Below are 22,226 nucleotides of genomic sequence, written 5' to 3'. Positions count from 1 at the left end.
TATTTCTTCTTGGATTTCCGCCCCATGTCGCTGTTTCACCTTGTCATTCTGGCCCTGATTCAGGGCATCACCGAGTTCCTGCCGATCTCCTCCTCGGGCCATCTGATCCTGCTGCCCGGCCTCACCGGGGCCGAGGACCAGGGGCTCGCGCTCGACGTGGCGGTGCATGTCGGCACGCTCGGGGCGGTGATCCTCTATTTCTGGGCCGATGTGCGGGTGGCGCTCGCGGGCACGCTCCGGCTCCTGCGCGGGCGGATCGACACCCGCGGCGCCTTCCTCGCGCTCTGCCTCCTGGTCGCCACCCTGCCGGTGATGCTGGTGGGCCTGGTGCTGCATGCCACCGGGCTCGACGCGGCGCTGCGCTCGGTCGCGGTGATCGGCTGGGCGATGCTGGGCTTTGGGCTGGTGCTCTACTGGGCCGACCGCACCGGCCCCGAGACCCGCGCCGCCGAGGCCTGGACCCTGCGCCACGCGGTGGTCCTAGGCCTCTGGCAGGTGCTGGCGCTGATCCCCGGCACCTCGCGGGCGGGCATCACCATCACCGGCGCCCGGCAGCTCGGCTACGCCCGCCACGACGCGGCGCGGCTGGCGATGCTGATGTCGATCCCGACGATCCTGGCCTCGGGCGGGCTTCTGGGGATCGAAGCCCTGGTCGCCCCCGGCGCCTTCCCCTGGGGCGACGCGGGGATTGCGGCGCTCCTGGCCTTCCTCGCCGCGCTGGCGGCCCTGGCGCTGATGATGCGGCTTCTGAACACGCTGAGCTTCACGCCTTACGTGATCTACCGGGTGATCCTCGGCGCGGGCCTCCTGGTCTACGCCTACAGCTGACGCGCCCCCCTGCACGCGGCCAAGGCCCGCCGCGCGCCCTAGCCCTCCGGGCCCTCCGCCCCGAAGACCTCCCGGCTGTCCTCCGGCGCCTCGTCCCGGTCGAACATCCCGTAGTCGCGCAACACATGCGCCACCCGCAGCCGGTAGTCCGAGAAGACCCCCGCGCGCCCCTTGCCCTGGGCGCCGCGATGCGCCGCCAGCCGGCGCCAGCGCGCCACCGCCTCTTCGTCCTCGAAAAAGGAGATCGACAGGAGCTTCTCGGGGTTGGTCAGGCTCTGGAAGCGCTCGACCGAGAGGAAGCCCTCCACCTCCTCGACCATGGGCCGCATCTCGGCCGCGATGTCGAGATACTCCGCCCGGCGCCCCTCGGCCGGGATGACTTCGAAAATGATGGCGATCATGGCGTCCTCCTCCTCGCGCGCCCTCCTACCGCAACCGCGCCCCGGGCAAAACGCCCCTCCCCCTCAGGCATGACGCGCCACAATCACCACCCCGCGCCCCACCCCTCTTCATGCATGACCGGGCCGAAAATACTCCGGAGAGCCCGAGAGGCAGCGCCTCTCGGTCGCCCCGGGGCCGGCTCGATGCCGGCCCCGGGCGATCCCCCCACGCCACATCGGGCTTAACACGCCACACCAACCACCCCGCACCCCGCCCCGCTTCATGCATGACCGGGCCGGAAATACTCCGGAGAGCCCGAGAGGCAGCGCCTCTCGGTCGCCCGGGGCCGGCTCGATGCCGGCCCCGGGCGATCCCCCCGCGCCCCATCGGGCCCAACGCGCCACACCAACCAACCCGCGCCCCGCCCCGCTTCATGCATGACCGGGCCGAAAATACTCCGGAGAGCCCGAGAGGCAGCGCCTCTCGGTCGCCCGGGGCCGGCTCGATGCCGGGCCCGGGCGATCCCCCCCCGAACTCACGCCGCCCGCCCCGGCGTCAGGATATGGCGCAGGAGCGCCACCGGGTGGCGGCGCAGGGTGAGGCGCATGGCGACGTAATCCTCGACCACCTCCTCGCCCTCGGTCATCGCGGGCAGGACCGCCGCGGGCTCGCGGATCGCCTCGCCCTCCATGTCGCCGGCAAAAAGCGGCAGCTCGCCGGTCTCGGACAGCGCCCGCGCCTCCCAGAGCGCGTCGCGGCGGCTGAGCGCCAGCCCGGCGAAGACATCCGCCTCGGCCAGCCGGGTCAGCACCCGCGCGCCCAGCCCGGCCCGGCGCCAGACGTCGCGCACCGAGCGGTAGCCGTTGCCGCGCGCGGCGGTCAGCCAGACCGCGTCCTCCTCGGCCAGGCCCTTGATCTGGCGGAACCCCAGCCGCAGCGCCAGCCCGCCTTGGCCGTCGGGCTCCATGACGTTGTCCCAGTAGCTCTCGTTGATCGCCACCGGACGCACCTCGACGCCGTGCTCGCGGGCGTCGCGGACGATCTGGGCGGGGGCGTAGAAGCCCATGGGCTGGGCGTTCAGCAGCGCGCAGGCGAAGATCCCGGGGTGATGGCACTTCAGCCAGGCCGAGGCATAGACCAAAAGCGCGAAGCTCGCCGCATGGCTTTCGGGAAAGCCGTAGGAGCCGAAGCCCTCGATCTGGCTGAAGCAGCGCTCCGCGAACTCCCGCGCGTAGCCGTTCCGCGCCATGCCGCGCAGGAAGCGCTCGCGGAAGTCGCCCACGTGGCCGAGCTTCTTGAAGGTGGCGAGCGCCCGGCGCAGGCGGTCGGCCTCCGAAGGGGTGAAGCCCGCGCCGATGATGGCGATCTGCATGGCCTGCTCCTGGAAGAGCGGCACCCCCAGGGTCTTGCCCAGCACCTCGCCCAGGGCGTCGGAGGGAAAGCTCACCTGTTCCTCGCCGTTGCGGCGGCGGATGTAGGGATGCACCATGTCGCCCTGGATCGGCCCGGGGCGGATGATCGCCACCTCGATCACCAGGTCGTAGAAGCAGCGCGGCTTCATCCGCGGCAGGAAGTTCATCTGCGCCCGGCTCTCGACCTGGAAGACCCCGACGGAATCGGCCCGGCAGAGCATGTCGTAGACCTTGGGGTCCTCGGGCGGCAGGGTCGCCAGGCTGTGCCGGGCGCCGTGGTGCCGTGCCACCAGGTCGAAGGCCTTGCGGATGCAGGTCAGCATGCCCAGCGACAGCACGTCGACCTTGAGGATGCCCAGCGCGTCGATGTCGTCCTTGTCCCAGCAGATGACCGTGCGGTCCTCCATGCTGGCGTTCTCCACCGGGACCAGCTCGTCGAGCCGCCCCTCTGTGATGACGAAACCGCCGACGTGCTGGCTGAGGTGGCGCGGGAAGCCGATGATCTCCTGGATCAGCTCGAGCGTCAGCCGCAGCCGCGGATCGGCCGGGTCGAGCCCGATCTCGCGCATCCGCGCCTCCTCCATGCCGCTGGTCGAGAAGAACCCCCAGAGCTGCGAGGAGAGCGCCCCGATGGTGTCCTGGCTGAGCCCCATGGCGGCGCCGACCTCGCGGATCGCGCGCTTGCCGCGGTAGTGGATCACCGTGGCGCAGAGGCCTGCGCGGTGGCGGCCGTAGCGCTCGTAGATGTGCTGGATCACCTCCTCGCGGCGCTCGTGCTCGAAGTCGACGTCGATGTCGGGCGGCTCGTCGCGGGCCTCGGAGACGAAGCGCTCGAAGACCATGGTGCCGATCTCGGGGCTGACCGAGGTCACGCCGAGGCAGTAGCAGACCACCGAGTTCGCCGCCGAGCCGCGCCCCTGGCAGAGGATGTCGCGCGAGCGGGCGAAGGCCACGATGTCGCGCACGGTCAGGAAATAAGGCGCATAGGCGAGCTGCCGGATCAGCGCCAGCTCGTGTTCGAGAAGGTCGCGCACCCGCTGGGGCGCGCCGCCCGGGTAGCGCCAGGCCAGGCCCGCGCGCGCCAGCCGCGCCAGCCGCGCGTCGGCGGTCTCGCCCTCGGCGATCTCCGAGGGGTATTCGTAGCGCAGCGTCCCGAGGTCGAAGTCGCAGCGCCGGGCCAGATCCGCCGCGCGGTCGAGCGCGGGCCCATGGGCGCCCAGCAGCCGGCGCATCTCGGGCTCCGAGCGCAGGCGCTGCTCGCCGTTGGCCAGCGCCATGCGGCCTAGGTCGTCGACCCGCACGCCCTGACGCACCGCGGTCAGCACGTCGGCGAGCTTGCGGCGGCGGCCGTGGTGCATGATCGGCCGGGCGCTGGCCAGGGTCGGCAGCGCCAGTTCCGCCGCGAGCCCCGCCAGCCGGTCGAAGCGCGCCGCGTCGCGCCCGTCGTAGCGCGGCGCCAGCACCAGGTGCAGCCGGTCGGGAAAGCGCGCGGCGAGCCGGCGGGCCAGCGGGCGCCAGCGCGGCTCCTCCGCGGGCTCCGGCCCCGAGAGCAAGAGCTCCAGCCCCTCGGCGCCCTCCATCAGGTCGGCCAGGCGCAGCTCGCAGGCGCCCTTCACCGCCCGGAGCCGCCCCCTTGAGATCAGCCGGCAGAGCCGCGCCCAGCCCGCGCGGCTGGCGGCCAGCGCGGTCAGCTCCACCCCGTCCGAGAAGACCAGCCGGGCGGCGGGGATGAGCCGCGGCAGGTTCGTCAGCGACAGCGAGGGCGCGGCGGGCGCGCCCGGCGGCGCGGGCGGGCCGATCGGGCCGTCGCGCGCCTCGGCCTCGGCGCGTTCGGCCTGGATGCGGGCGATCTCGCGGCGGCGCTGGAAGGCGCGCACGATGCCCGCGACCGAGTTCTCATCGGCCAGGGCGATGGCCTCCAGCCCTTCGAGGGCGGCGCGCTCCATGTATTCCTCCGGGTGGGAGGCGCCGGTCAGGAAGGTGAAGTTCGAGGTGATGCTCAGTTCGACGGACATCGGGGGCGACTCGCTTTCGACAGGGCATTATGTTCCTATTTTGTTCTACATGGAAGTCACAGCCCCGCGGGTGCGGCCCCTGCCGTCGCGTCGCGCGAGGGGGCACCGCACCACTAGCGCCGCCCCCGAAACGCCAGACGCCGCCCCGAGGGGCGGCGCCTGATCTTTTTCACTGGCAAGAGCCTGTGACCGGCTCAGCGGCCCGGGTCGCCCTCCGGGCCTTCCTCGTCCGGCGGGGCGTCCTGGGTCGGACGCTTGCCGCTCTCGGCGCTCTCGGCCGGGGTCGGCTCTTCCTGGACGCTGCCCTCGATCTCCTCGTCGCCGGCCTTGCGCAGGCGCAGCGCCTGGGTGCGCCCGTCCTTGGCCTCGCCGAAGAAGATCGTCTGGTGCGGGAAGGGAATCTCGATCCCGCGCTCGTCGAAGATCCGCTTGAGGATGCCGTTGTAGGCCCGGCCGACGCCCCACTGGCTGCCCGGCACGGTCTTGATCCGCGCCCGCAGCACCACGGCGCTGTCGCCGAAGGAGTTCAGGCCGAACCACTCCAGGTCGCCGAGGATCAGCGCGTTCTGGTCGGGATCCTCGCGCAGCTCGGCGAAGCCGTCGAACATCGCCTGTTTCGCCTCTTCGATGTCCTCGCGGTAGGCGATGCCCATGTCGCAGACGAAGTAGGAGAAATCGCGCATGAAGTTCGACACCATGTCGACCGAGGAGAAGGGGATGATGTGATAGGTCCCCTGCAGGTCGCGCAGGCTGACCGAGCGCACGGTCAGCTTCTCGACCACGCCGGTGGTCCCGCCCACGGTCACCACGTCGCCCACGTTCATCGCGTTCTCGAACTGGATGAAGACGCCGGTGATGATGTCCTGCACCATCTTCTGGGCACCGAAACCGATGGCCAGGCCAAGCACACCGGCCGAGGCCAGGAGCGGCCCGATGTTGATGCCGATCTCGGCCAGGGCGAACATCAGCGTCAGCACGATCAGCACGATGGTGGCCGCGTTGCGCATCAGCGTCAGCAGCGTCGTCTCGCGCGAGGTCGGCACCTTGCCGGTGTCCGGGCTGAGCCGGTAGTCGACCCAGGAGTTCATGGCGAGCCAGATCAGCCCCGCCACGGCCAGGATCAGCACCACCGAGACAAGCCGCCCCGAGGCCTCGATGCCCAGGTCGCTCGACAGCCAGCCGCCGATGTTCAGCAGCCCGATGGCGTCCACCGCGTAGAGCACCACCGCCAGGGCGACGACCACGCGCAGCCCGATCAGCAGCTTCGGCACGATGCGGTTCAGCCGGTCCTCGAGAAGCGGCAGGCGGCTGCTCAGGTCCGAGGGCAGGTGGATGCCCTCGCGCAGCCAGCCGCCGATGGCGCCGACGATGACCGAGCCCACGAGCACCGCGGCGAAGACCTTGGCCGAGCCCAGGATGTAGTCGAAGACCACCTCGTTGGGCTGCGACAGCACCACCGCGACCATGAAGGCCAGGTAGGCCAGCACGAACCAGTGCCAGGTGCGCGTCAGCGTGCCGAGCGTGCCGCCCAGCCGCTGCTTCGGCGCGCGCGGGTCCTCGTCTTCCTCGGGGGCGGCGTCCTGCGCCATGATCCGGCGCGCGATCCAGTTGGCCACGCCGTCGCGGCTGCGGATCACCACCACCACGAGATAGGCCAGGACCACGATCGACAGGATCGCCGAGACCGCCGTGCCCGCCGCCAGCGAGGCGTTGCGGTTCACGATCGGCACGATCAGCAGCTGCCCGTAGCCCAGCACGCTGACCACGAGGTTCACATGCCGGTTGAGCGAGACCGCCGCGCGGTTGGCGACATTGACCAGCCGCAGCCCGCCGCTGGCCGGCGAGATGATCGCCCGGACCGCGACCTTGACCAGTTCGACCAGCAGGAAGGCGTTGAGATAGAGCGCCTGGCGGAAGCCGACCTGCCCTGCGTCGCCCAGAAGCGTGACGGCGATGACATAGCCGATGCCCCAGGCCGCGATGACCGTCAGGATGTCCAGGAGCAGCGACTCTATGAAGATGAAGACCGTGCGGAGCGCATTGGCCTCTTCGGCGCGCTGGCCCATCCGCGAGTAGAGCGGCACCAGCATCCGCCGGAGCAGCAGGTAGACCGCAACCGTGACGACGATGACCAGGATCAGCGCCTGGAAGGCCTCCAGCAGCACCGCGATCTCGTCGCCCGAGAGCCCGTCGAGCACCGTCTCGCCGCTGGTCACTCGCTCATAGAGCCCCAGCACGTTGCCGGCGATGCCCTGGGCGGCATCCTGGGTGAACTCGGCCACCCGGGCGCCGATCGAGGCGCTGGGGGCCTCTTCCTCGGCGGTCTCGGCAGCGGCGGTTTCCGTGCCGGTTTCGAGGCTGGCCTCGCCCGAGACGATGCGCTCGAGCTCGGCGATCAGGGTCTGGCGGGCCTCCTCGTCGGTCAGCACCTGCAGGAGCGCCTCGATGGCAAAGGGGGCCTCGGCGGCGGCCCCTTCGGCTCCTTCGGCTTCGGCGCCCTCGGCGGCCTGGCCGGAGGCGGCGCTGTCCTGCGCAGGCGCCTGGGCGGGGGTGACGGCCACGACAAGGGCCAGGAAGCTCAGCGCCAGGAGCTGCAGCGGCAGCACCCGGCGGGCGAGCGTGGCAAAGATGCTTCGGGTCATCGACGGTCCCTCGTTACTGGTCCTTACGACGGCAAAACGGCCCCGAAGGCCGGGGCCGCCGAGGGGATGGTATCGCGCAAGGTTTGGCCCATAACAACCAAGTAGTCGGTTGTGTTCCCGGGGTGTTCACGGGGGAGTGGGGTGCGGGCGGTGGGTTTGGAGCGCGGTCCCTTGGCTTGGAGCGCTTGGGGTGGCGTCGGGGGATTGGGTTGGGAGCAGTGGGATGTCGGTGTGGGGTGTGTGGTTTGGAGCCGGTCCCTTGGCTCGGAGCGCCTGGGGTGGCGTGGAGCGAAGGTCGGCGGATCGGAGCGGGCTCGGGTGGCGAGAAGGCCGGCGCATCGGAGCGGGCTCGGGTGGTTGGTAAAAAAGCCTCGGTGGTTGGTTCAGGGCGGCTTGAATGCCGGCTAATCGGAGCGGGCTCCGGTAGGTGCAAGCGGGATCGGGTGGTTCGAAGCGGGATCGGCAGGCTCAAAGGCCACGGCGGCTGGTTCGGAACCGGTGACTCAACCGCGCTCAGCAATGCCGGCCAATCGCTCGACGCTTCCGGGGCCCCACATCCCGAGAAGAAAGACCCGACCCCATGACCCGGGTGCGCCGCCCTTCTCCCCCTCACAACCCAGCGCAACAGAGGGCGCGCTCCGGACCGGGGGCCGGCGCTGCCGACCTCCGAGCTGCGCGCTTTATCCCAGCAAGGTCAGGGCTAACGACGAACTAGGCACGCCACCCCAAGGAGCGCCGGCCCAAGGGGCCGGTCCGGCGCGCGCCCGGCACCTTCGGTGCTATTCGGGCGCAAGAAGCGGCTTTGGACCCGGCGAGGCCTCTTCGGTGCTGTTCGGACGCAAGGAGGCGCTTTGGACCCTGCGTGGCCTCTTAGGTGCCGTTCGGACACAAGAGGTCGCTTGGGTCTCTGCGTGGCACCTTCGGTGCTGTTTGGGCGCAAAGGAGGGGCTTTGGGTGGCTGACGGTGGGAGGTCGCAGAGAGGTGGGAAACGTCGGAAGATGACGTGTCGCTACAGGAGTCGAACGGATTTGCGCGACACCACGACCCCGCACCATCCACACGCCAAACCACCACCCCCAAAACAAAAAACCGCCCCCAAGGGCGGTTCCCATCCCTCCGACAAGAGGAGATTGGTGGAGCCTAGGGGGATCGAACCCCTGACCTCCTGCATGCCATGCAGGCGCTCTCCCAGCTGAGCTAAGGCCCCGTTCCTGACGCGGCCCCTCGAGGCCGTGTGTCGCGTCAGATATCGAGTGGGCCCTGGGGGTTCAAGGGGAAAATTTCCCTTTTCGCCAAGGCCCGCCCGGATCAGTCGTCGTCGTTCTCGGAGACGTCCGCGATCTCGTCCAGCGAGACGTTGTCGTCGTCCTCGTCGTCGTCCAGAACGTCGTCGTCGCCCAGGTCGACATCGACATCATCGTCCTCGGTCGACTCGGTCTCTTCGGATTTCTTCGACTTGGACTTGCGGCTCGCACCATCGGCGGAATCCGCGGCGATCATGCTGCGCTTGCCGGTCTCGACCTCGACGACCTCACCCGTGTAAGGGCTGATCACCGGATCCTGGTTCAGGTCGTAGAACCGCTTGCCGGTCGTCGGGCAGACCCGTTTGACGCCCCATTCTTCCTTCGCCATGCGAAGTCCCTTTCAATCTCGTCGTTCTTGCGGACAATTCGGGGCACCTGCCATAAGGCCCGGGCGGTGTCAAAGGCTTTGACACGCGCGCCCCGCTGCATCTGTCAGAGGCCCATATGGGTGTGATCGAACTTGCCGGCAACCCGCCCATCGCGGTCACGCTGCGCCGTTCCAAGCGCGCGCGGCGGATCTCGCTCAGGATGTCGGGCATCGACGGGCGGGTGACGCTGACCCTGCCCGCGCGCGTGCCCGAGCGCGAGGGCCTGGCCTTCCTGCGCGAAAAGGAGGACTGGCTGCGCGGTCACCTGGCCCGGCAGGAGGCGCCGGTGGCGATCGGCCCCGGGGCCGAACTGCCGATCGAGGGACGCCCGCGTCTCATCACTCCCGGCACCGGGCGGCGGGTCACTTTGCACGAGGGCGCACTGCTGGTGCCCGGGCCCGAGGCGCGAATCGCCCCGCGCGCCCTGGGCTTCCTGAAGACCCTGGCGCGCGAGCGGCTGGCCGAGGCCTCGGACCGGCACGCGCGCAGCCTCGGGCGGGACTACAGCCGGATCACGCTCAGGGACACGCGCTCGCGCTGGGGCTCCTGCTCCTCGGAGGGGGCGCTGTCCTATTCCTGGCGGCTGATCCTCGCGCCGCCGGAGGTGCTGGACTACGTGGCCGCGCACGAGGTGGCGCATCTGCAGGAGATGAACCATTCGCGGCGGTTCTGGGCGCTGGTCACGCGGCTCTACGGCGATTGGTCGGCCCCGCGCGACTGGCTGCGGCGGCACGGGACCGGGCTGCACCGCTACCGCTTCGAGGCGGGGGACGCGGACTGAGGGGCTGTGCCCACGTCTTGCCCGGGGGCCGGTCCGTTTCGCTGATGGGGCGGCTGGGACACGCCGAAGCTCGGGGGCCTAACGCGAAGAGCCGTGCGCAGCTCACAGGTCACGCGCCCTAAAGAAGAGCGGCACATTACGCCCCCCCCTCCACCTCTATGCACCCTACCCTCCACCACCTCACCCGAAGCTTTCCCGATTGACCGCGGCGGCATTTGTGATCACACATCTGGCCCATGTTATCGACACCCCGCCCCGGGCCCGTGACCGCCCCCCGCGTCGCCGAGGCCGCGCCTTCGGCGCATGACCGCGTCTACCGCGGGCTGCGCTCGCGCATCATGTTCGGCCAGATGGCCCCGGGCGAGCCCCTGACCCTGCGCGGCATCGGGCGCGAGTTCGGCGTCTCCATGACGCCCGCCCGCGAGGCGGTGAACCGGCTGGTCGCGGAAGGCGCGCTCTCGATGTCGGCCTCGGGGCGGATCGGCACGCCCGAGCTGACTTCGGAGCGGATCGAGGAGCTCGCCGCCCTGCGCGCGCTGATCGAGGTGGAACTGGCCTCCCGCGCCCTGCCCCGCGCCCATATCGCGCTGATCGACCGGCTCCAGACCATCAACAGCGCGATCTCGGACGTGGTCTCGAACCGCGACGCGGTGGGCTACATCCGCACCAACCTCGAGTTTCACCGCACGCTCTACCTGCGCGCCCAGGCGCCGGCCATGCTGGCCATGGCCGAGACCGTCTGGCTGCAGCTCGGCCCGACGATGCGGGCGCTTTACGCGCGGCTCAGGCGCACCGAGGCGCCGCAATACCACCGGCTGATCATCGCCGCGCTGAAGGCGGGCGACGAGCCCTCGCTGCGGCTCGCGGTGCGGTCGGACGTGACGCAGGGGCTGAAGATGCTGGTCGCCTGAGCGGGCGGCTCTCCTGACGCGAACCCGCCGAGCGAGGCCCGGCTCGCTCCCCCCCGCCAAACAAAAAACCCCCAGCGGTGCCGCCGGGGGTTCTTCATTTTGACTGCCGCTCCGGCTCAAGCCGCCTCGGGATCCCAGCCAGCCACGGCCTTCACTTCCACGAAGTCATGGATGCCCCAGGGCCCGCCTTCGCGGCCGTTGCCGGACATCTTCATGCCGCCGAAGGGCGAACCGGGCCCGCGGCTTTCGCCGTTCATCTCGACCATGCCCGAGCGCAGCCCGCGCGCCAGCCGGTTGCGCCGCGCGCCGTCCTGGGTCTGCACGTAGTTGGTCAGCCCGTAGGGCGTGTCATTGGCGATCCGCAGCGCCTCGGCCTCGTCCTCGAAGCGCATGATCGACAGGACCGGACCGAAGATCTCCTCCTGCGCGATGGTCATCTCGGGGGTGACATCGGCGAAGACCGTCGGGCGCACGTAGTAGCCCTTGTTCACGCCCTCGGGCAGGCCGGGGCCCCCGGCGACCAGCCGCGCGCCCTCGTCGATGCCGGTCTGGATCAGGCCCTGGATCTTGTCCCACTGGGTGCGGTTCACCACCGGGCCGATGTGCCGCCCCTCCTCGGAGGAAGGCCCGACCGTGACCTTGCCCGCGACCTCGGCGGCCTCTTCGACGACGCGGTCGTAGATGCCCGCCTCGACCATCATCCGCGAGGGCGCGTTACAGCTCTGGCCGGTGTTCTGCATCATGTGCAAGACGCCGCGCTTCACCGCCTTGTCGTCGGCATCGGCGAAGATCAGGTTCGCGCCCTTGCCGCCGAGCTCGAGGTGCACGCGCTTCAGCGTGTCCGCCGCGGCGATGGAGATCAGTCGCCCGGCGCGGGTCGAGCCGGTGAAGCTGACCATGTCGACATCGGGATGCGCCGAGAGCTGAGAGCCCACGCCCGCGCCGTCGCCGTTGACCAGGTTGAAGACACCCTCGGGGAAGCCCGCCGCTTCGATGCATTCGGCGAAGATCATCGCCGAGAGCGGGCTTTCCTCGGAGGGTTTCAGCACCATGGTGTTGCCCGCGACCGCCGCCGCGCCGACCTTCAGGGTGATCTGGTTCATCGGCCAGTTCCAGGGCGTGATCAGCGCGCAGACGCCCACCGCCTCGTGGATGATCCGGTCGTTCGGCGCGTGATCGCCGAGCGGCGCCTCCCAGGCAAAGTCCTTGGCGGCGCGGATGAAGTTCTTCAGGTGGAAGGCCCCGGCCATGGCCTGGCTCTTGCGCGCCAGGTCGATCGGGGCGCCCATCTCGCGGCTCATCGCCTGGGCGAGGTCCTCGGTGCGCTCCTGGTAGGCGGCGGCGAGCCGCTCGACCGCGGCGATGCGCTCGGCCGGCGGGGTCGCCATCCAGCCCGGCAGCGCCGCCCGCGCGGCGGCCACCGCGGCATCGGTGTCGGCCTGGCCGCCCAGCGAGATGGTGGCAAAGGGCTCTTCGGTGGCGGGGTCGACCACGGCGTGGTCGCGCCCCTCTTTCGGCGCCGTCCAGGCCCCGTCGATGTAGAACTCGCGCTTGTCGATCATGGTCTTTCCCCCGGCTCGGGCCGCCCCCGGGGGCGGCGCGAAATTTGATCATCTTCGGCATGAGAATGATACCGCGCCCGAGGGGATGCAATGGCCCGCGCTTCCCATTAGGTAGAAGGCGTCACACCCCGATAGGAGGTCCTCATGTCCCTGCGCATCAACGAAACGATCCCCGATCTCACCGTCGAGACCGACCTCGGCTCCTTCAGCCTGCACGAGTGGGTCGGCGACAGCTGGGCGATCCTCTTCTCGCACCCCAAGGACTTCACCCCCGTCTGCACCACCGAGTTCGGCGCCGTGGCCCAGCTCAAGGACGAATGGGACAAGCGCGGCGTCAAGGTCATCGGCGTCTCCGTCGACGGCGTCGAGGAGCACAAGTCCTGGAAGAAGGACATCGAGAAGGCCGGCGGCGCCGACCCCGCCTTCCCGATCATCGCCGACAGCGGGCTCGAGGTCTCCAAGGCCTTCGGCATGCTGCCCGCCGAGGCCTATCTGCCCGACGGCCGCACCCCCAACGACACCGCCACGGTGCGCGCGGTCTTCATCATCGGGCCGGACAAGCAGCTGAAGCTGTCGATGACCTACCCGATGAACGTCGGCCGCAACTTCGCCGAGGTGCTGCGCGCCCTCGACGGGCTGCAGACCGCCGCGACCCATACCGTCGCGACCCCGGCCAACTGGTCGGTGGGCGAGGACGTGGTGATCCCCGCGACGGTCAGCGACGAGGACGCCCGCGAGCGCTTCGGCCAGTATCAGACCGTGCTGCCCTACCTGCGGATGGCCAAGCTGCCCGAGTGATCCCGCGCGCCGGATGTGCGCTCAGACCGGGGCCGGTCTGCGCAGGCGCGCTCTTCGCGGCATTGAACCGCGGAGGTTCGGCATAGATAAGGCAGACGGGCCCGGTGTGGATGCCACGCCGGGCCCTTTGCTTTTCTGATCCGACCTTTGGTTTGTCCCTGATGCCCCATCCCGCTGTTTCGCCTTCGGCCGCGACCACCCCGCACAACCGCCGCCCGACCTCGGCGGCGGAGCGGATTCCCTACTGGGAGTTCGTGGCCATGGTCGCCTTCCTCATGGCGCTGAACGCCGCCGCGATCGACATCTACATCCCCGGCCTCTCCGAGATCGGCGCGGCGCTGAACGTCGAGAGCGAGAACGCCCGCCAGCTGGTGATCGGCGCCTATGTGGTGGGCTTCGGCGGGGCGCAGATGATCTACGGCCCGCTGTCCGACCGCTTCGGGCGACGCCCCGTATTGTTCACGGGCCTCGGGATCTACTGTGTCGCCGCCGTTCTGGCCGCCTTCGCGCCCACCTTCGGCGCGCTCCTGGCGCTGCGCTTCGTACAGGGGCTCGGGGCGGCCTCGACGCGGGTCGTGGCGTTGTCGGTGGTGCGCGACCGCTTCAAGGGCGAGGCCATGGCCTCGGTCATGTCGCTGGTGATGATGGTCTTCATGGTCATGCCGGTCCTGGCGCCCAACATCGGCTCGGGCATCCTGCTTTTCGGCAGCTGGCGGGTGCTGGCGCTGGCGATGTTCCTCTTCGGCTTCGCGGCGCTGGTCTGGACCTGGTTCCGCCTGCCCGAGACCCTGCGCGAGGAGGACCGCCGCGAGCTGACCGGCCGCCGCGTCTTCGAGGCCTTCCGCCTGATCTTCACCAACCGCCGCGCCTTCGGCTACACGCTGGCCACCGGCGCCTTCTTCGGGGTGCTCTTCTCCTTCGTCAGCCAGGCCGAGCAGATCTACACCGAGGTCTACGAGATCGGGCCGGAGTTCACGCTCTACTTCGCGCTGGTCGCCTGTTTCATGGCGGTCTCGAGCTTCGCCAACTCGCGGCTGGTGCGGATCTTCGGCACCCGGCGTCTGAGCCACGGGGCGCTGACCGGTTTCGCCGCGCTGGGCGCGCTGCACCTCGTCCTCGCCTGGAGCTGGGGCGGCGCCACGCCCTTCGCGCTGTTCCTGGTGCTCCTGATCCCGCAGTTCTGCTTCTTCGGCTTCATCCCGGCGAACTTCAACGCGCTTGCCATGGAAGAGCTGGGCCAGGTCGCGGGCACCGCCTCGGCGGTGCTGGGCACGATCCAGACGCTGGGCGGCGGCATCATCGGCGCCTGCCTGGGGCTTCTCTATGACGGCACGGTGCTGCCGATGTTCGCGGGCTTCGCGGTCCTGGGCGTGATCGCGCTGACGCTGGCCGCCTATGCCGAGGGATGGGGCCTCTACCAGCGCCGCCGCGCCTGAGCGGCGGTTGCCCAGGCCCGCCCCGCAGCGTATCGCGGGGCGCGAGCCGCCCAAGCAAGCGAGAGCAGCATGACCCAGGACTTCGTCATCGGCGAGACCCGCGTCGCCCCCGGCACCCGCGCCACGGTGAACCTGCCGGTCTCGGTCCTCTCCGACCACACGCCGGTGACGCTTTCGGCCGAGGTGATCCACGGCCGCCGCCCCGGCCCCACGGTCTTCGTCTCCGCCGCGATCCACGGCGACGAGGTGATCGGCGTCGAGATCGTCCGCCGCCTGTTGCGCGCCCAGCCCTTGTCGCGGCTCGCGGGCACGCTGATCGCGGTGCCGGTGGTCAATACCTTCGGCTTCCTGAACCAGTCGCGCTACCTGCCCGACCGCCGCGACCTGAACCGCTCCTTCCCGGGCCATGCCGAGGGCTCGCTCGCCGCGCGGCTCGCCGACATCTTCCTGACCGAGATCGTCACCCGCTGCGACGTCGGCATCGACCTGCATTCCGCCGCGGTCGGGCGCACCAACCTGCCGCAGATCCGCCTGACGCCCAACGATCCCCGGTTGGCCGAGCTGGGCCAGGCCTTCGCCGCGCCGGTCACCATGACCTCCCGGGTGCGCGAGGGCTCCCTGCGCGAAGCCGCCGACGAGGCCGGGGTCGACGTCCTTCTCTATGAGGCGGGCGAGGGGCTGCGCTTCGACGAGACCGCCGCGCGCGCGGGCGTCGCGGGCATCCTGCGGGTGCTGAACCACCTGGGCATGATCTCGGCGCGCGGGGTGCCGAAGGCGCGGGGCGCCTCGGTCTTCTGCAAGGCCTCGACCTGGGCGCGGGCGCCTTCGGGCGGGCTTCTCAGGACGCTGAAGGCGGCGGGCGACTGGGTCGAGGACGGCGAGACCATCGGCATCATCTCGGACCCCTTCGGCCATGTCGACGCCGAGATCCCGGCGCCCGCCAGCGGCGTGGTGATCGGGCGCACCAACCTGCCGGTGGTGAACGAGGGCGACGCCTGCTTCCACGTCGCCACCCCGGCCCGCCCGGTGGAGCCCGACGCCATGGCCGACCACCTCGACGTGCCCGCGCTCTACGACGAGGACGAGATCATCTGAGCCTGGGCGGGGCGCTGACGCTCGACGCGCTCCGACCGACAGCACACCGCCAGCCGCAGCGCCTGATCGGACCGACGGCACGCCACAAACGGCGCGACGAAAGCCCACCGCCAGGCCAACCGCCACCACCACCGCCCGCAGCCCAACCACCAGCCGCAGGCAGACCACACCGCCACCCGCCCCTTGCCATGGCCCCGGCGATGCGCCAGACCGGGCCCGCCCGACAGGAGAGAGACCCCATGCCCTTCACGCTCGCCACCTGGAACATCAACTCCGTGCGCCTGCGCGAGGGCCTCGTCGCGCGGCTCCTGACCGAGGAAGCGCCCGACATCCTCTGCCTGCAGGAGTGCAAGAGCCCGGTCGAGAAGATCCCCATGGAGCGCTTCCGCGAGCTCGGCTACCAGCACATGGTCGCCCGCGGTCAGAAGGGCTACAACGGCGTCGCGATCCTGTCGAAACTGCCGATCGAGGATGCCGGCGACAAGGATTTCGCCGCGCTCGGCCACGCCCGCCACGTCGCCGGGCGGCTCGAGGACGGCACCACCATCCATAATTTCTACGTCCCCGCGGGCGGCGACAAACCCGACCGCGAAGTGAACGAGAAATTCGGCCAGAAGCTCGATTACCTTACCGAGATGCGCGACTGGTTCCGGGCCGAGCGCCCCGAGCGCGCGATCCTGGTGGGCGATCTGAACATCGCCCCCCGCGAGGACGACGTCTGGTCCCACAAGAAGATGCTCAAGGTGGTCTCGCACACCCCCGTCGAGGTCGAGCACCTGGGCGCCGCCCAGGAGGCCGGCGGCTGGGTCGACGTCACCCGCGCCGACATCCCCGAGGGGCAGCTTTACTCCTGGTGGTCCTACCGCTCGCCCGATTGGGACGCCGCCGACAAGGGCCGGAGGCTCGACCACATCTGGGCCACGCCGGACATCGCCGGGGCGGCCCATGGCAGCCGCATCCTGCGCCCGGTGCGCGGCTGGGAGCAGCCCTCGGACCACGCGCCGGTCTTCGCCAGCTTCGACCTCTGAGGGACGCGCGCAGACCCGCCCTTGCATCACGGCGCCGCGAGCGCCATCTAGCTGCCATTGGATTCACCGCCGACGAAGAGGGAGCAACGCCCCATGATCGAGCTCGGAACGACCGCCCAGAACGACGCCGACATCATCAAGGACGTCGCCGAACAGGACTTCATGAAAGAGGTCATCGAGGCCAGCCAGGAGGTGCCGGTCATCGTCGACTTCTGGGCGCCCTGGTGCGGCCCCTGCAAGACCCTCGGCCCGCAGATCGAGGCGGCGGTGCGCGCCCAGCGCGGCGCGGTCAAGATGGCCAAGGTCAATGTCGACGAGGCCCAGCAGATCGCCGGCCAGCTGCGTATCCAGTCGATCCCGACGGTCTATGCCTTCCACAAGGGCCAGCCGGTCGACGGCTTCCAGGGCGCGGTGCCCGAGAGCCAGGTGAAGCAGTTCGTCGAGCAGCTCGCCAAGATGGGCGGCGGCGACACTTCGGGCGGGCTAGACGATGCGCTGGCCGCGGCCGACGAGATGATCGAGGCCGGCCAGCTCGAGGACGCCCAGCAGATCTTCCAGGCGGTGATCGGCGAGGACCCGAACAACGCCGCCGCCTACGGCGGGCTGGCGCGCATCGCGCTGGCGGCGGGGGATCCGGACCAGGCCGAGGCGATCCTGAACGGCGCCCCGGCCGAGATTTCCGAGGCCGCCGAGATCGAGGCCGCCCGCGCCCAGATCGAACTGGCGCGCCAGGCCGAACAGGCCGGGCCGATCGCCGAGCTCGAGGCCAAGGTCGCCGCGGACCCCGCCGATCACCAGGCGCGCTTCGACCTCGCCCAGGCGCTGCACGCGGGCGGGCGCACCGAAGAGGCCGTGGACCAGCTTCTCGAGCTGTTCCGCCGCGACCGCGAGTGGAACGAGGGCGCCGCGAAGCAGCAGCTCTTCACCATCTTCGACGCGCTCAAGCCCAGCGATCCGATCGTTCTGAACGGCCGCCGGAAACTCACCTCGATGATATTTGCCTGAGGCGCCCGGGACGCTAGCTGAACCCTCATGTCAAGGCTCGCGGATCTACCCGAGACAATCGCGCTCTTCCCGTTGCCCGGCGCGCTCCTGCTGCCGCGGGCGCATCTGCCGTTGCACCTCTTCGAGCCGCGCTACCTGCAGATGTTCGACGACATGCTGAAGACCGACGCGCGGCTCATCGGCATGGTCCAGCCGAACCCGGTGCCGGGCAACGACAAGGCCCTGCACCGGATCGGCTGCGCCGGCCGGGTGACGCAGTTCTCCGAGACCGAGGACGGGCGCTACATGGTCACCCTCACCGGCATCTCGCGCTACCGGCTCATCGAGGAGGTGGACGGTTTCACCCCCTACCGCCGCGCCCGGGTCGACTGGGCCGGCTTCGAGGCCGACCGCGGCGCCACCGAGGAGGACGGCAGCTTCGACCGCCGCCGCTTCCTGTCGATCCTCGACCGGTTCTTCTCGGCCCGCGAGCTTTCCGCCGACTGGGAGAGCCTGAAAGAGGCCGACGACGAGCTGCTGATCAACTCGCTGGCCATGCTGCTCGACTTCGACCCCGAGGAGAAGCAGGCCCTTCTCGAGGCGCCCTGCCTCTCGACCCGGCGCGAGACGCTGGTGACGCTTCTCGAATACGCGCTGCGCTCGGGCGACGATCACGGAGACCTGATGCAATGACCGAGGGCCCCGGGTTCGACCGCCGCATGCTCGACGGGCTGATCTGCCCCGAAAGCCAGGGCACCCTGCGCTACGACGCCGAGCGCCAGGAACTGGTCAGCGAGACCGCCAATCTCGCCTATCCGATCCGCGACGGCATCCCGGTCATGCTGCGCGCCGAGGCGCGGGTGCTCGACGACCCGGCCTGAGCGCCGCCCCCCGCCCCTTTTCGCAAGCGGAATTGACAGCCCCGCGGCCCTGGGCTACGCCCCGCGCCTCTGTTCCGAAGGAGGTCTCATGGGACGCGCGCGCAAGGGTCGTGACATTTCCGGCTGGCTGGTGATCGACAAACCCGCGGGGGTCACCTCGACCGCGGTGGTCAACAAGGTGCGCTGGGCGCTCACCGCGAAGAAGGCGGGCCATGCGGGCACCCTCGACCCCGAGGCGACGGGCGTCCTGGCCGTGGCGCTGGGCGAGGCGACCAAGACCGTGCCCTATGTCACCGACGCGCTGAAGGCCTATCGCTTCACCGTGCGCCTGGGTGCGGCCACCAACACCGACGATGCCGAGGGCGAGGTCATCGCCACCTCCGAGGCGCGCCCCGAGGACGCCGAGATCAAGGAGGCGCTCAACGGTTTCGTGGGCGAGATCATGCAGGTCCCGCCGCAGTTCTCGGCGGTGAAGATCGACGGCGAACGCGCCTACAAGCGCGCCCGCGACGGCGAGGAGATGGAGATCGCCGCCCGCCCGCTCTGGGTCGAGGAACTGACCCTGATCGACCGTCCCGACGCCGACCACGTCACCCTCGAGATGGTCTGCGGCAAGGGCGGCTACGTGCGCAGCGTGGCGCGCGACCTCGGCGAGCGGCTGGGCTGCCTCGGCCATGTCCGCGAGCTGCGCCGCACCTGGTCGGGCCCCTTCGAGGCCGCCCAGGGCCTGAGCCTCGAGGAGGTTGAGCGGCTGGCCAAGGACCCCGCGCTCGACGCCCATCTGCTGCCGCTGGAGCACGGCCTGACCGAGCTGCCCGAGACCCGCTGCAGCCCCGAGGAAGCCCAGAAGATCCGCAACGGCAACCCCGGCATGGTGCTGGCCCAGGACATCGACTACGGCGAGGAATGCTGGGCCTCCTGCGAAGGCCGCGCCGTGGCCGTCGGCCGGTTCAAGGCCGGCCAGTTGCACCCCGCCCGCGTCTTCGCGCGGTAGGGGCAAAGCGGCCCGCGCTCGGATTCGTGCGGTAGGGGCGAAGCGGCCCGCGCGTGAAACCGCGCGCCCGCTTCCGCTCCTCACCTAGGCGAACACTCTTCGGGGTCCGCGGGGCTGTCTTCCAGATCCGCAGGCCCCACCAGAGCCCCCCGCCAGATCGTCGCGCCCAGGCCCACAACCAGCGCGCCGCCCCGCTCTTCAGCTTGGCAAAAATACCTCGGGGGTCCGGGGGCTGGCCCCCGGTCCCACAGGCCCCGCAAGACCCACGCTCCAAATCGGCGCGCCCAGCCCCACAACCAGCGCCCCCGCCCCGCCCTTCAGTTTGGCAAAAATACCTCGGGGGGGCCGGGGGGCTGGCCCCCCGGCCTCACAGCCAGCGCAGCACCTCGAAAGCGCCCTAGAACGGCGGCTTGGCGCGGAACTGCATGCCGCGGCCCCCATCTGGGTGGCGCAGGCGCAGCTCCTCGGCGTGCAGCATCATCCGGGGGTGCTCTGCCGCCGCCTCTCCGGCGTAGAGCGGATCGCCCAGGATCGGGTGGCCGAGCGCCAGCATGTGCACGCGCAGCTGGTGCGAGCGTCCGGTCTTCGGGAAGAGCCGCACCCGGCTTTCGCCCGCGCCCTTGCGTTGCAGCTTCCAGGCGGTGAAGGCGGGGCGGCCCTCGGCGTGATCGATCTTCTGGCGCGGGCGGTTCGGCCAGTCGACGGCGATCGGCAGGTCGACCTCGCCCCGGGGCTCGGTCATCTCGCCCGTCACCCGGGCGACATAGGTCTTCTTCACCTGCCGCTTCTCGAACTGCAGCCCGAGGTGGCGCTGCGCGTGCGGGGTCAGCGCGAAGGCCATCACGCCCGAGGTGTCGCGGTCGAGCCGGTGCACCAGGAGCACCTCGGGGAAGGCCACCGAGAGCCGGGCGATCAGGCAGTCGGCCAGCTCCGGCCCCTTGCCCGGCACCGACAGCAGCCCCGCCGGCTTGTCGACCACGAGGATCTCGTGATCGGCGTGCAGGACGGGGATCTCTCCTTGCGGGGGGTCGTAGTCGGCGCGGGTCTCAGACAATCTCGTGGCCGTCGTTGCGCAGCGCCTCGGCGATGGCGCGGATGTGGTCCGGCCCGGTCTCGCAGCAGCCGCCGACGATGGTCGCCCCGCGCCGCACCCAGTCGAGCGCGAAGCCCGCGTAGCGTTCGGGCCCCATGTCGCGCCGGGTGGAGAGCGCGTCGACTGTCGGGTCGGGCGTCAGGAACTCCTTGGTCAGCCCCGAGAAGGCGTTGGCATAGGCGCCGAAGGGCAGCTCGGAGCGGGCCAGGATGTCGAGCGCCGGGCCCATAGCCTCGGGCGCCGAGCAATTGGCGAGGATCGCCTGGCAGCCGCCCTTCTCGGCCAGCGCCAGGGCCTCGGAGACGGGCTCGCCCGAGCGCAGCTTGCTGCCGTCCTCGTCGTCGACGGTGATCGCCACCCAGACCGGGCGGCTGCTCTCGCGGCCCGCGCGCAGCGCCGCCTCGAGGTTCTCGAGCGTGGCCTGGGTCTCGAAGACGATCACGTCGACCTCGGGGGCCATGCGGCGGACGATCTCGGAATAGGTGGCGACCGCGGTCTCCATCCCCGGGAAGACATCGGTGCGGTAGGAGGCGCCGAGCGGCCCGATGCAGCCGGCGATCCGGCCCTTGCCATGGGCGTCGCGGGCCCATTCGGCCTCGGCCAGGGCGGCGGCGCGGAACTCCTCGATGCGGTCCGAGAGGCCCGCGCGTTCGAGCCGGTCGGGCAGGATCGCATAGGTGTTGGCCATGGCGACGCTGGCCCCGGCGCGGAAGAAATCCTCGTGCACCTGCTGCACCAGCCCGGGCCGGTCGATCATCACCTGCGTCGCCCAGAGCGGGGTCGGCGCCTCGCCCGAGCGGCGGATCAGCTCCTGTCCGAGCCCGCCATCCAGCAATGTGATCTTGGCCATGCCCGCTCCTTTCGTCTTCTGGCGTGACCGGGGGGGGCCCGGTCTGTGCGTCTCCGGCGGGTGGTTCCGCCGGGTCTTGGTGGTTCCGGGGCGCGCCCCGGATGAGGCCCTTCTGGCGGCCCCGGGCCTTCGGTCCTGTCGCGTCCGGCTCCTCGGTTCGGCCCCGGCCCAACCCAGTGGCCCCGAGGCTCCGCCCGACACGTCTCCCCCGGGGTCTATCCCCAGGCCAACCTAACCGCCAGCCCGCCAAAGACCAGCGCCGCGATCCGGTTCAAGAGCCGGCCCCGCGCCGCCAGCACGTGGCGCAGCGCCCCGCCCGCCGCGCCATAGGCGCCGGTCACCACAAAGGCCGTGGCCACGAAAAGCGCCCCGAGGCTCAGGAGCTGCGACCAGACCGGACCGCGCGCCGGATCGGCGAATTGCGGCAGGAAGGCCAGGATAAACAGCGCCACCTTGGGGTTGAGAAGATTGGTGATCACCCCGCGCCGGAAGGCCTGGGCAAGCCCGGTGCTGCCCTCGCCCGTGACCCCCGGCGGCGCGCGCCAGGCGCGCCAGGCCAGGAACAGAAGGTAGCCCGCCCCGGCCCAGCGGATCACCTCGAAGGCGCCGGGCAGCGCGTGGAGCGCCGCCGCCACGCCGAAGGCGACCAGCAGCACATGACCCAGGCAGCCGATGCTGACGCCCGCCGCCGCCGCGAGCCCCGCGCGCGGGCCGCCGCGCGCCCCCGAGGCCAGCGCGAACATCACATCCGCCCCGGGGGTGAGGTTCACCGCCAGCCCCGCGCCCAGGAAGGCCAGGAGCGTCGCGGTCTCGGGCAGGGCGATCATGGCCGCCCTGCGGACGTCGGAGTGAGGTTGGGAAT

At 70.6% G+C, this 22,226-nt stretch carries 19 protein-coding genes and 1 tRNA gene; 11 read left to right on the top strand and 9 right to left on the bottom strand.

Features of this window, described 5'->3' with window-relative positions; translation table 11 throughout:
• Positions 1 to 24: 24 nt before the first annotated feature.
• Positions 25 to 828 carry an undecaprenyl-diphosphate phosphatase gene (locus ACX938_RS11580; RefSeq protein WP_459431165.1) on the top strand — a complete coding sequence of 268 codons (804 nt, stop codon included), beginning with the start codon at positions 25 to 27 and terminating at the stop codon, positions 826 to 828.
• A gap of 38 nt (positions 829 to 866) precedes the next feature.
• On the opposite strand, the gene ACX938_RS11575 is transcribed toward ACX938_RS11580, so the two are convergent.
• The 5 genes from ACX938_RS11575 to ACX938_RS11555 form a co-directional block, all read right to left on the bottom strand.
• Positions 867 to 1,229, bottom strand: a complete 363-nt coding sequence (locus ACX938_RS11575; protein ID WP_459431164.1) for an antibiotic biosynthesis monooxygenase family protein — start codon at positions 1,227 to 1,229, stop codon at positions 867 to 869.
• A 515-nt stretch (positions 1,230 to 1,744) separates the two neighbouring features.
• Positions 1,745 to 4,636, bottom strand: coding sequence for an error-prone DNA polymerase (locus ACX938_RS11570; RefSeq protein WP_459431163.1), 2,892 nt, complete (start codon positions 4,634 to 4,636; stop codon positions 1,745 to 1,747).
• A 194-nt stretch (positions 4,637 to 4,830) separates the two neighbouring features.
• A complete protein-coding gene (locus ACX938_RS11565) occupies positions 4,831 to 7,278 on the bottom strand; it encodes a mechanosensitive ion channel domain-containing protein (protein WP_459431162.1) in 2,448 nt (815 codons plus the stop codon).
• A gap of 1,132 nt (positions 7,279 to 8,410) precedes the next feature.
• Positions 8,411 to 8,486 (bottom strand) — tRNA-Ala (locus ACX938_RS11560).
• 101 nt (positions 8,487 to 8,587) lie between these two features.
• A complete protein-coding gene (locus tag ACX938_RS11555) occupies positions 8,588 to 8,911 on the bottom strand; it encodes a TIGR02300 family protein (protein WP_232753875.1) in 324 nt (107 codons plus the stop codon).
• A gap of 116 nt (positions 8,912 to 9,027) precedes the next feature.
• Between ACX938_RS11555 and ACX938_RS11550 the strand changes: the two genes are divergently transcribed.
• Positions 9,028 to 9,732, top strand: coding sequence for a M48 family metallopeptidase (locus tag ACX938_RS11550; RefSeq protein WP_459431161.1), 705 nt, complete (start codon positions 9,028 to 9,030; stop codon positions 9,730 to 9,732).
• A 236-nt stretch (positions 9,733 to 9,968) separates the two neighbouring features.
• On the top strand, positions 9,969 to 10,643 hold the full coding sequence (locus ACX938_RS11545) for a GntR family transcriptional regulator (protein ID WP_232753873.1): 675 nt from the start codon (positions 9,969 to 9,971) through the stop codon (positions 10,641 to 10,643).
• 116 nt (positions 10,644 to 10,759) lie between these two features.
• Here the strand turns inward: ACX938_RS11545 and ACX938_RS11540 are convergent, their stop codons facing one another.
• Complete coding sequence (locus ACX938_RS11540) at positions 10,760 to 12,205, bottom strand: aldehyde dehydrogenase family protein (protein ID WP_459431160.1); 1,446 nt, start codon at positions 12,203 to 12,205, stop codon at positions 10,760 to 10,762.
• Positions 12,206 to 12,349: 144 nt separating this feature from the next.
• Here ACX938_RS11540 and ACX938_RS11535 point away from each other — a divergent pair, with 144 nt between their 5' ends.
• From ACX938_RS11535 to truB, 8 genes are all read left to right on the top strand, one after another.
• On the top strand, positions 12,350 to 13,003 hold the full coding sequence (locus ACX938_RS11535; RefSeq protein ID WP_232753871.1) for a peroxiredoxin: 654 nt from the start codon (positions 12,350 to 12,352) through the stop codon (positions 13,001 to 13,003).
• Positions 13,004 to 13,164: 161 nt separating this feature from the next.
• On the top strand, positions 13,165 to 14,439 hold the full coding sequence (locus ACX938_RS11530; RefSeq protein ID WP_459431159.1) for a multidrug effflux MFS transporter: 1,275 nt from the start codon (positions 13,165 to 13,167) through the stop codon (positions 14,437 to 14,439).
• Between the two features lie 69 nt (positions 14,440 to 14,508).
• The gene (locus tag ACX938_RS11525) at positions 14,509 to 15,534 is read left to right on the top strand and encodes a succinylglutamate desuccinylase/aspartoacylase family protein (RefSeq protein ID WP_459431158.1); all 1,026 of its coding nucleotides are present in this window, start codon (positions 14,509 to 14,511) and stop codon (positions 15,532 to 15,534) included.
• A 239-nt stretch (positions 15,535 to 15,773) separates the two neighbouring features.
• Positions 15,774 to 16,562 carry an exodeoxyribonuclease III gene (locus ACX938_RS11520; RefSeq protein WP_459431157.1) on the top strand — a complete coding sequence of 263 codons (789 nt, stop codon included), beginning with the start codon at positions 15,774 to 15,776 and terminating at the stop codon, positions 16,560 to 16,562.
• Between the two features lie 93 nt (positions 16,563 to 16,655).
• A complete protein-coding gene (gene trxA, locus ACX938_RS11515) occupies positions 16,656 to 17,567 on the top strand; it encodes a thioredoxin (RefSeq protein WP_459431156.1) in 912 nt (303 codons plus the stop codon).
• Between the two features lie 27 nt (positions 17,568 to 17,594).
• A complete protein-coding gene (locus ACX938_RS11510) occupies positions 17,595 to 18,239 on the top strand; it encodes an LON peptidase substrate-binding domain-containing protein (RefSeq protein WP_232753866.1) in 645 nt (214 codons plus the stop codon).
• Positions 18,236 to 18,427, top strand: a complete 192-nt coding sequence (locus ACX938_RS11505) for a Trm112 family protein (RefSeq protein ID WP_232753865.1) — start codon at positions 18,236 to 18,238, stop codon at positions 18,425 to 18,427. Before ACX938_RS11510 ends, ACX938_RS11505 begins: the two co-directional genes overlap by 4 nt.
• Before the next feature lie 88 nt (positions 18,428 to 18,515).
• Positions 18,516 to 19,421 carry a tRNA pseudouridine(55) synthase TruB gene (gene truB / locus ACX938_RS11500; protein ID WP_232753864.1) on the top strand — a complete coding sequence of 302 codons (906 nt, stop codon included), beginning with the start codon at positions 18,516 to 18,518 and terminating at the stop codon, positions 19,419 to 19,421.
• A gap of 397 nt (positions 19,422 to 19,818) precedes the next feature.
• Here truB and ACX938_RS11495 read toward each other — a convergent pair whose 3' ends face one another.
• The 3 genes from ACX938_RS11495 to ACX938_RS11485 all read right to left on the bottom strand — a co-directional run bounded on the left by ACX938_RS11495 (position 19,819) and on the right by ACX938_RS11485 (position 22,191).
• Entirely contained in the window at positions 19,819 to 20,475 is a 657-nt protein-coding gene (locus ACX938_RS11495) for an RluA family pseudouridine synthase (protein ID WP_459431155.1), read from the bottom strand.
• Positions 20,468 to 21,364 carry a homocysteine S-methyltransferase family protein gene (locus ACX938_RS11490; protein ID WP_459431154.1) on the bottom strand — a complete coding sequence of 299 codons (897 nt, stop codon included), beginning with the start codon at positions 21,362 to 21,364 and terminating at the stop codon, positions 20,468 to 20,470. Before ACX938_RS11490 ends, ACX938_RS11495 begins: the two co-directional genes overlap by 8 nt.
• A gap of 215 nt (positions 21,365 to 21,579) precedes the next feature.
• On the bottom strand, positions 21,580 to 22,191 hold the full coding sequence (locus ACX938_RS11485; protein ID WP_459431153.1) for a LysE family translocator: 612 nt from the start codon (positions 22,189 to 22,191) through the stop codon (positions 21,580 to 21,582).
• Between the last annotated feature and the right edge of the window lie 35 nt (positions 22,192 to 22,226).

The organism is Roseivivax sp., from assembly GCF_054552075.1.
Note: the sequence above shows the minus strand (reverse complement) of the source record. Positions and strands in the feature narration are given on the sequence as shown.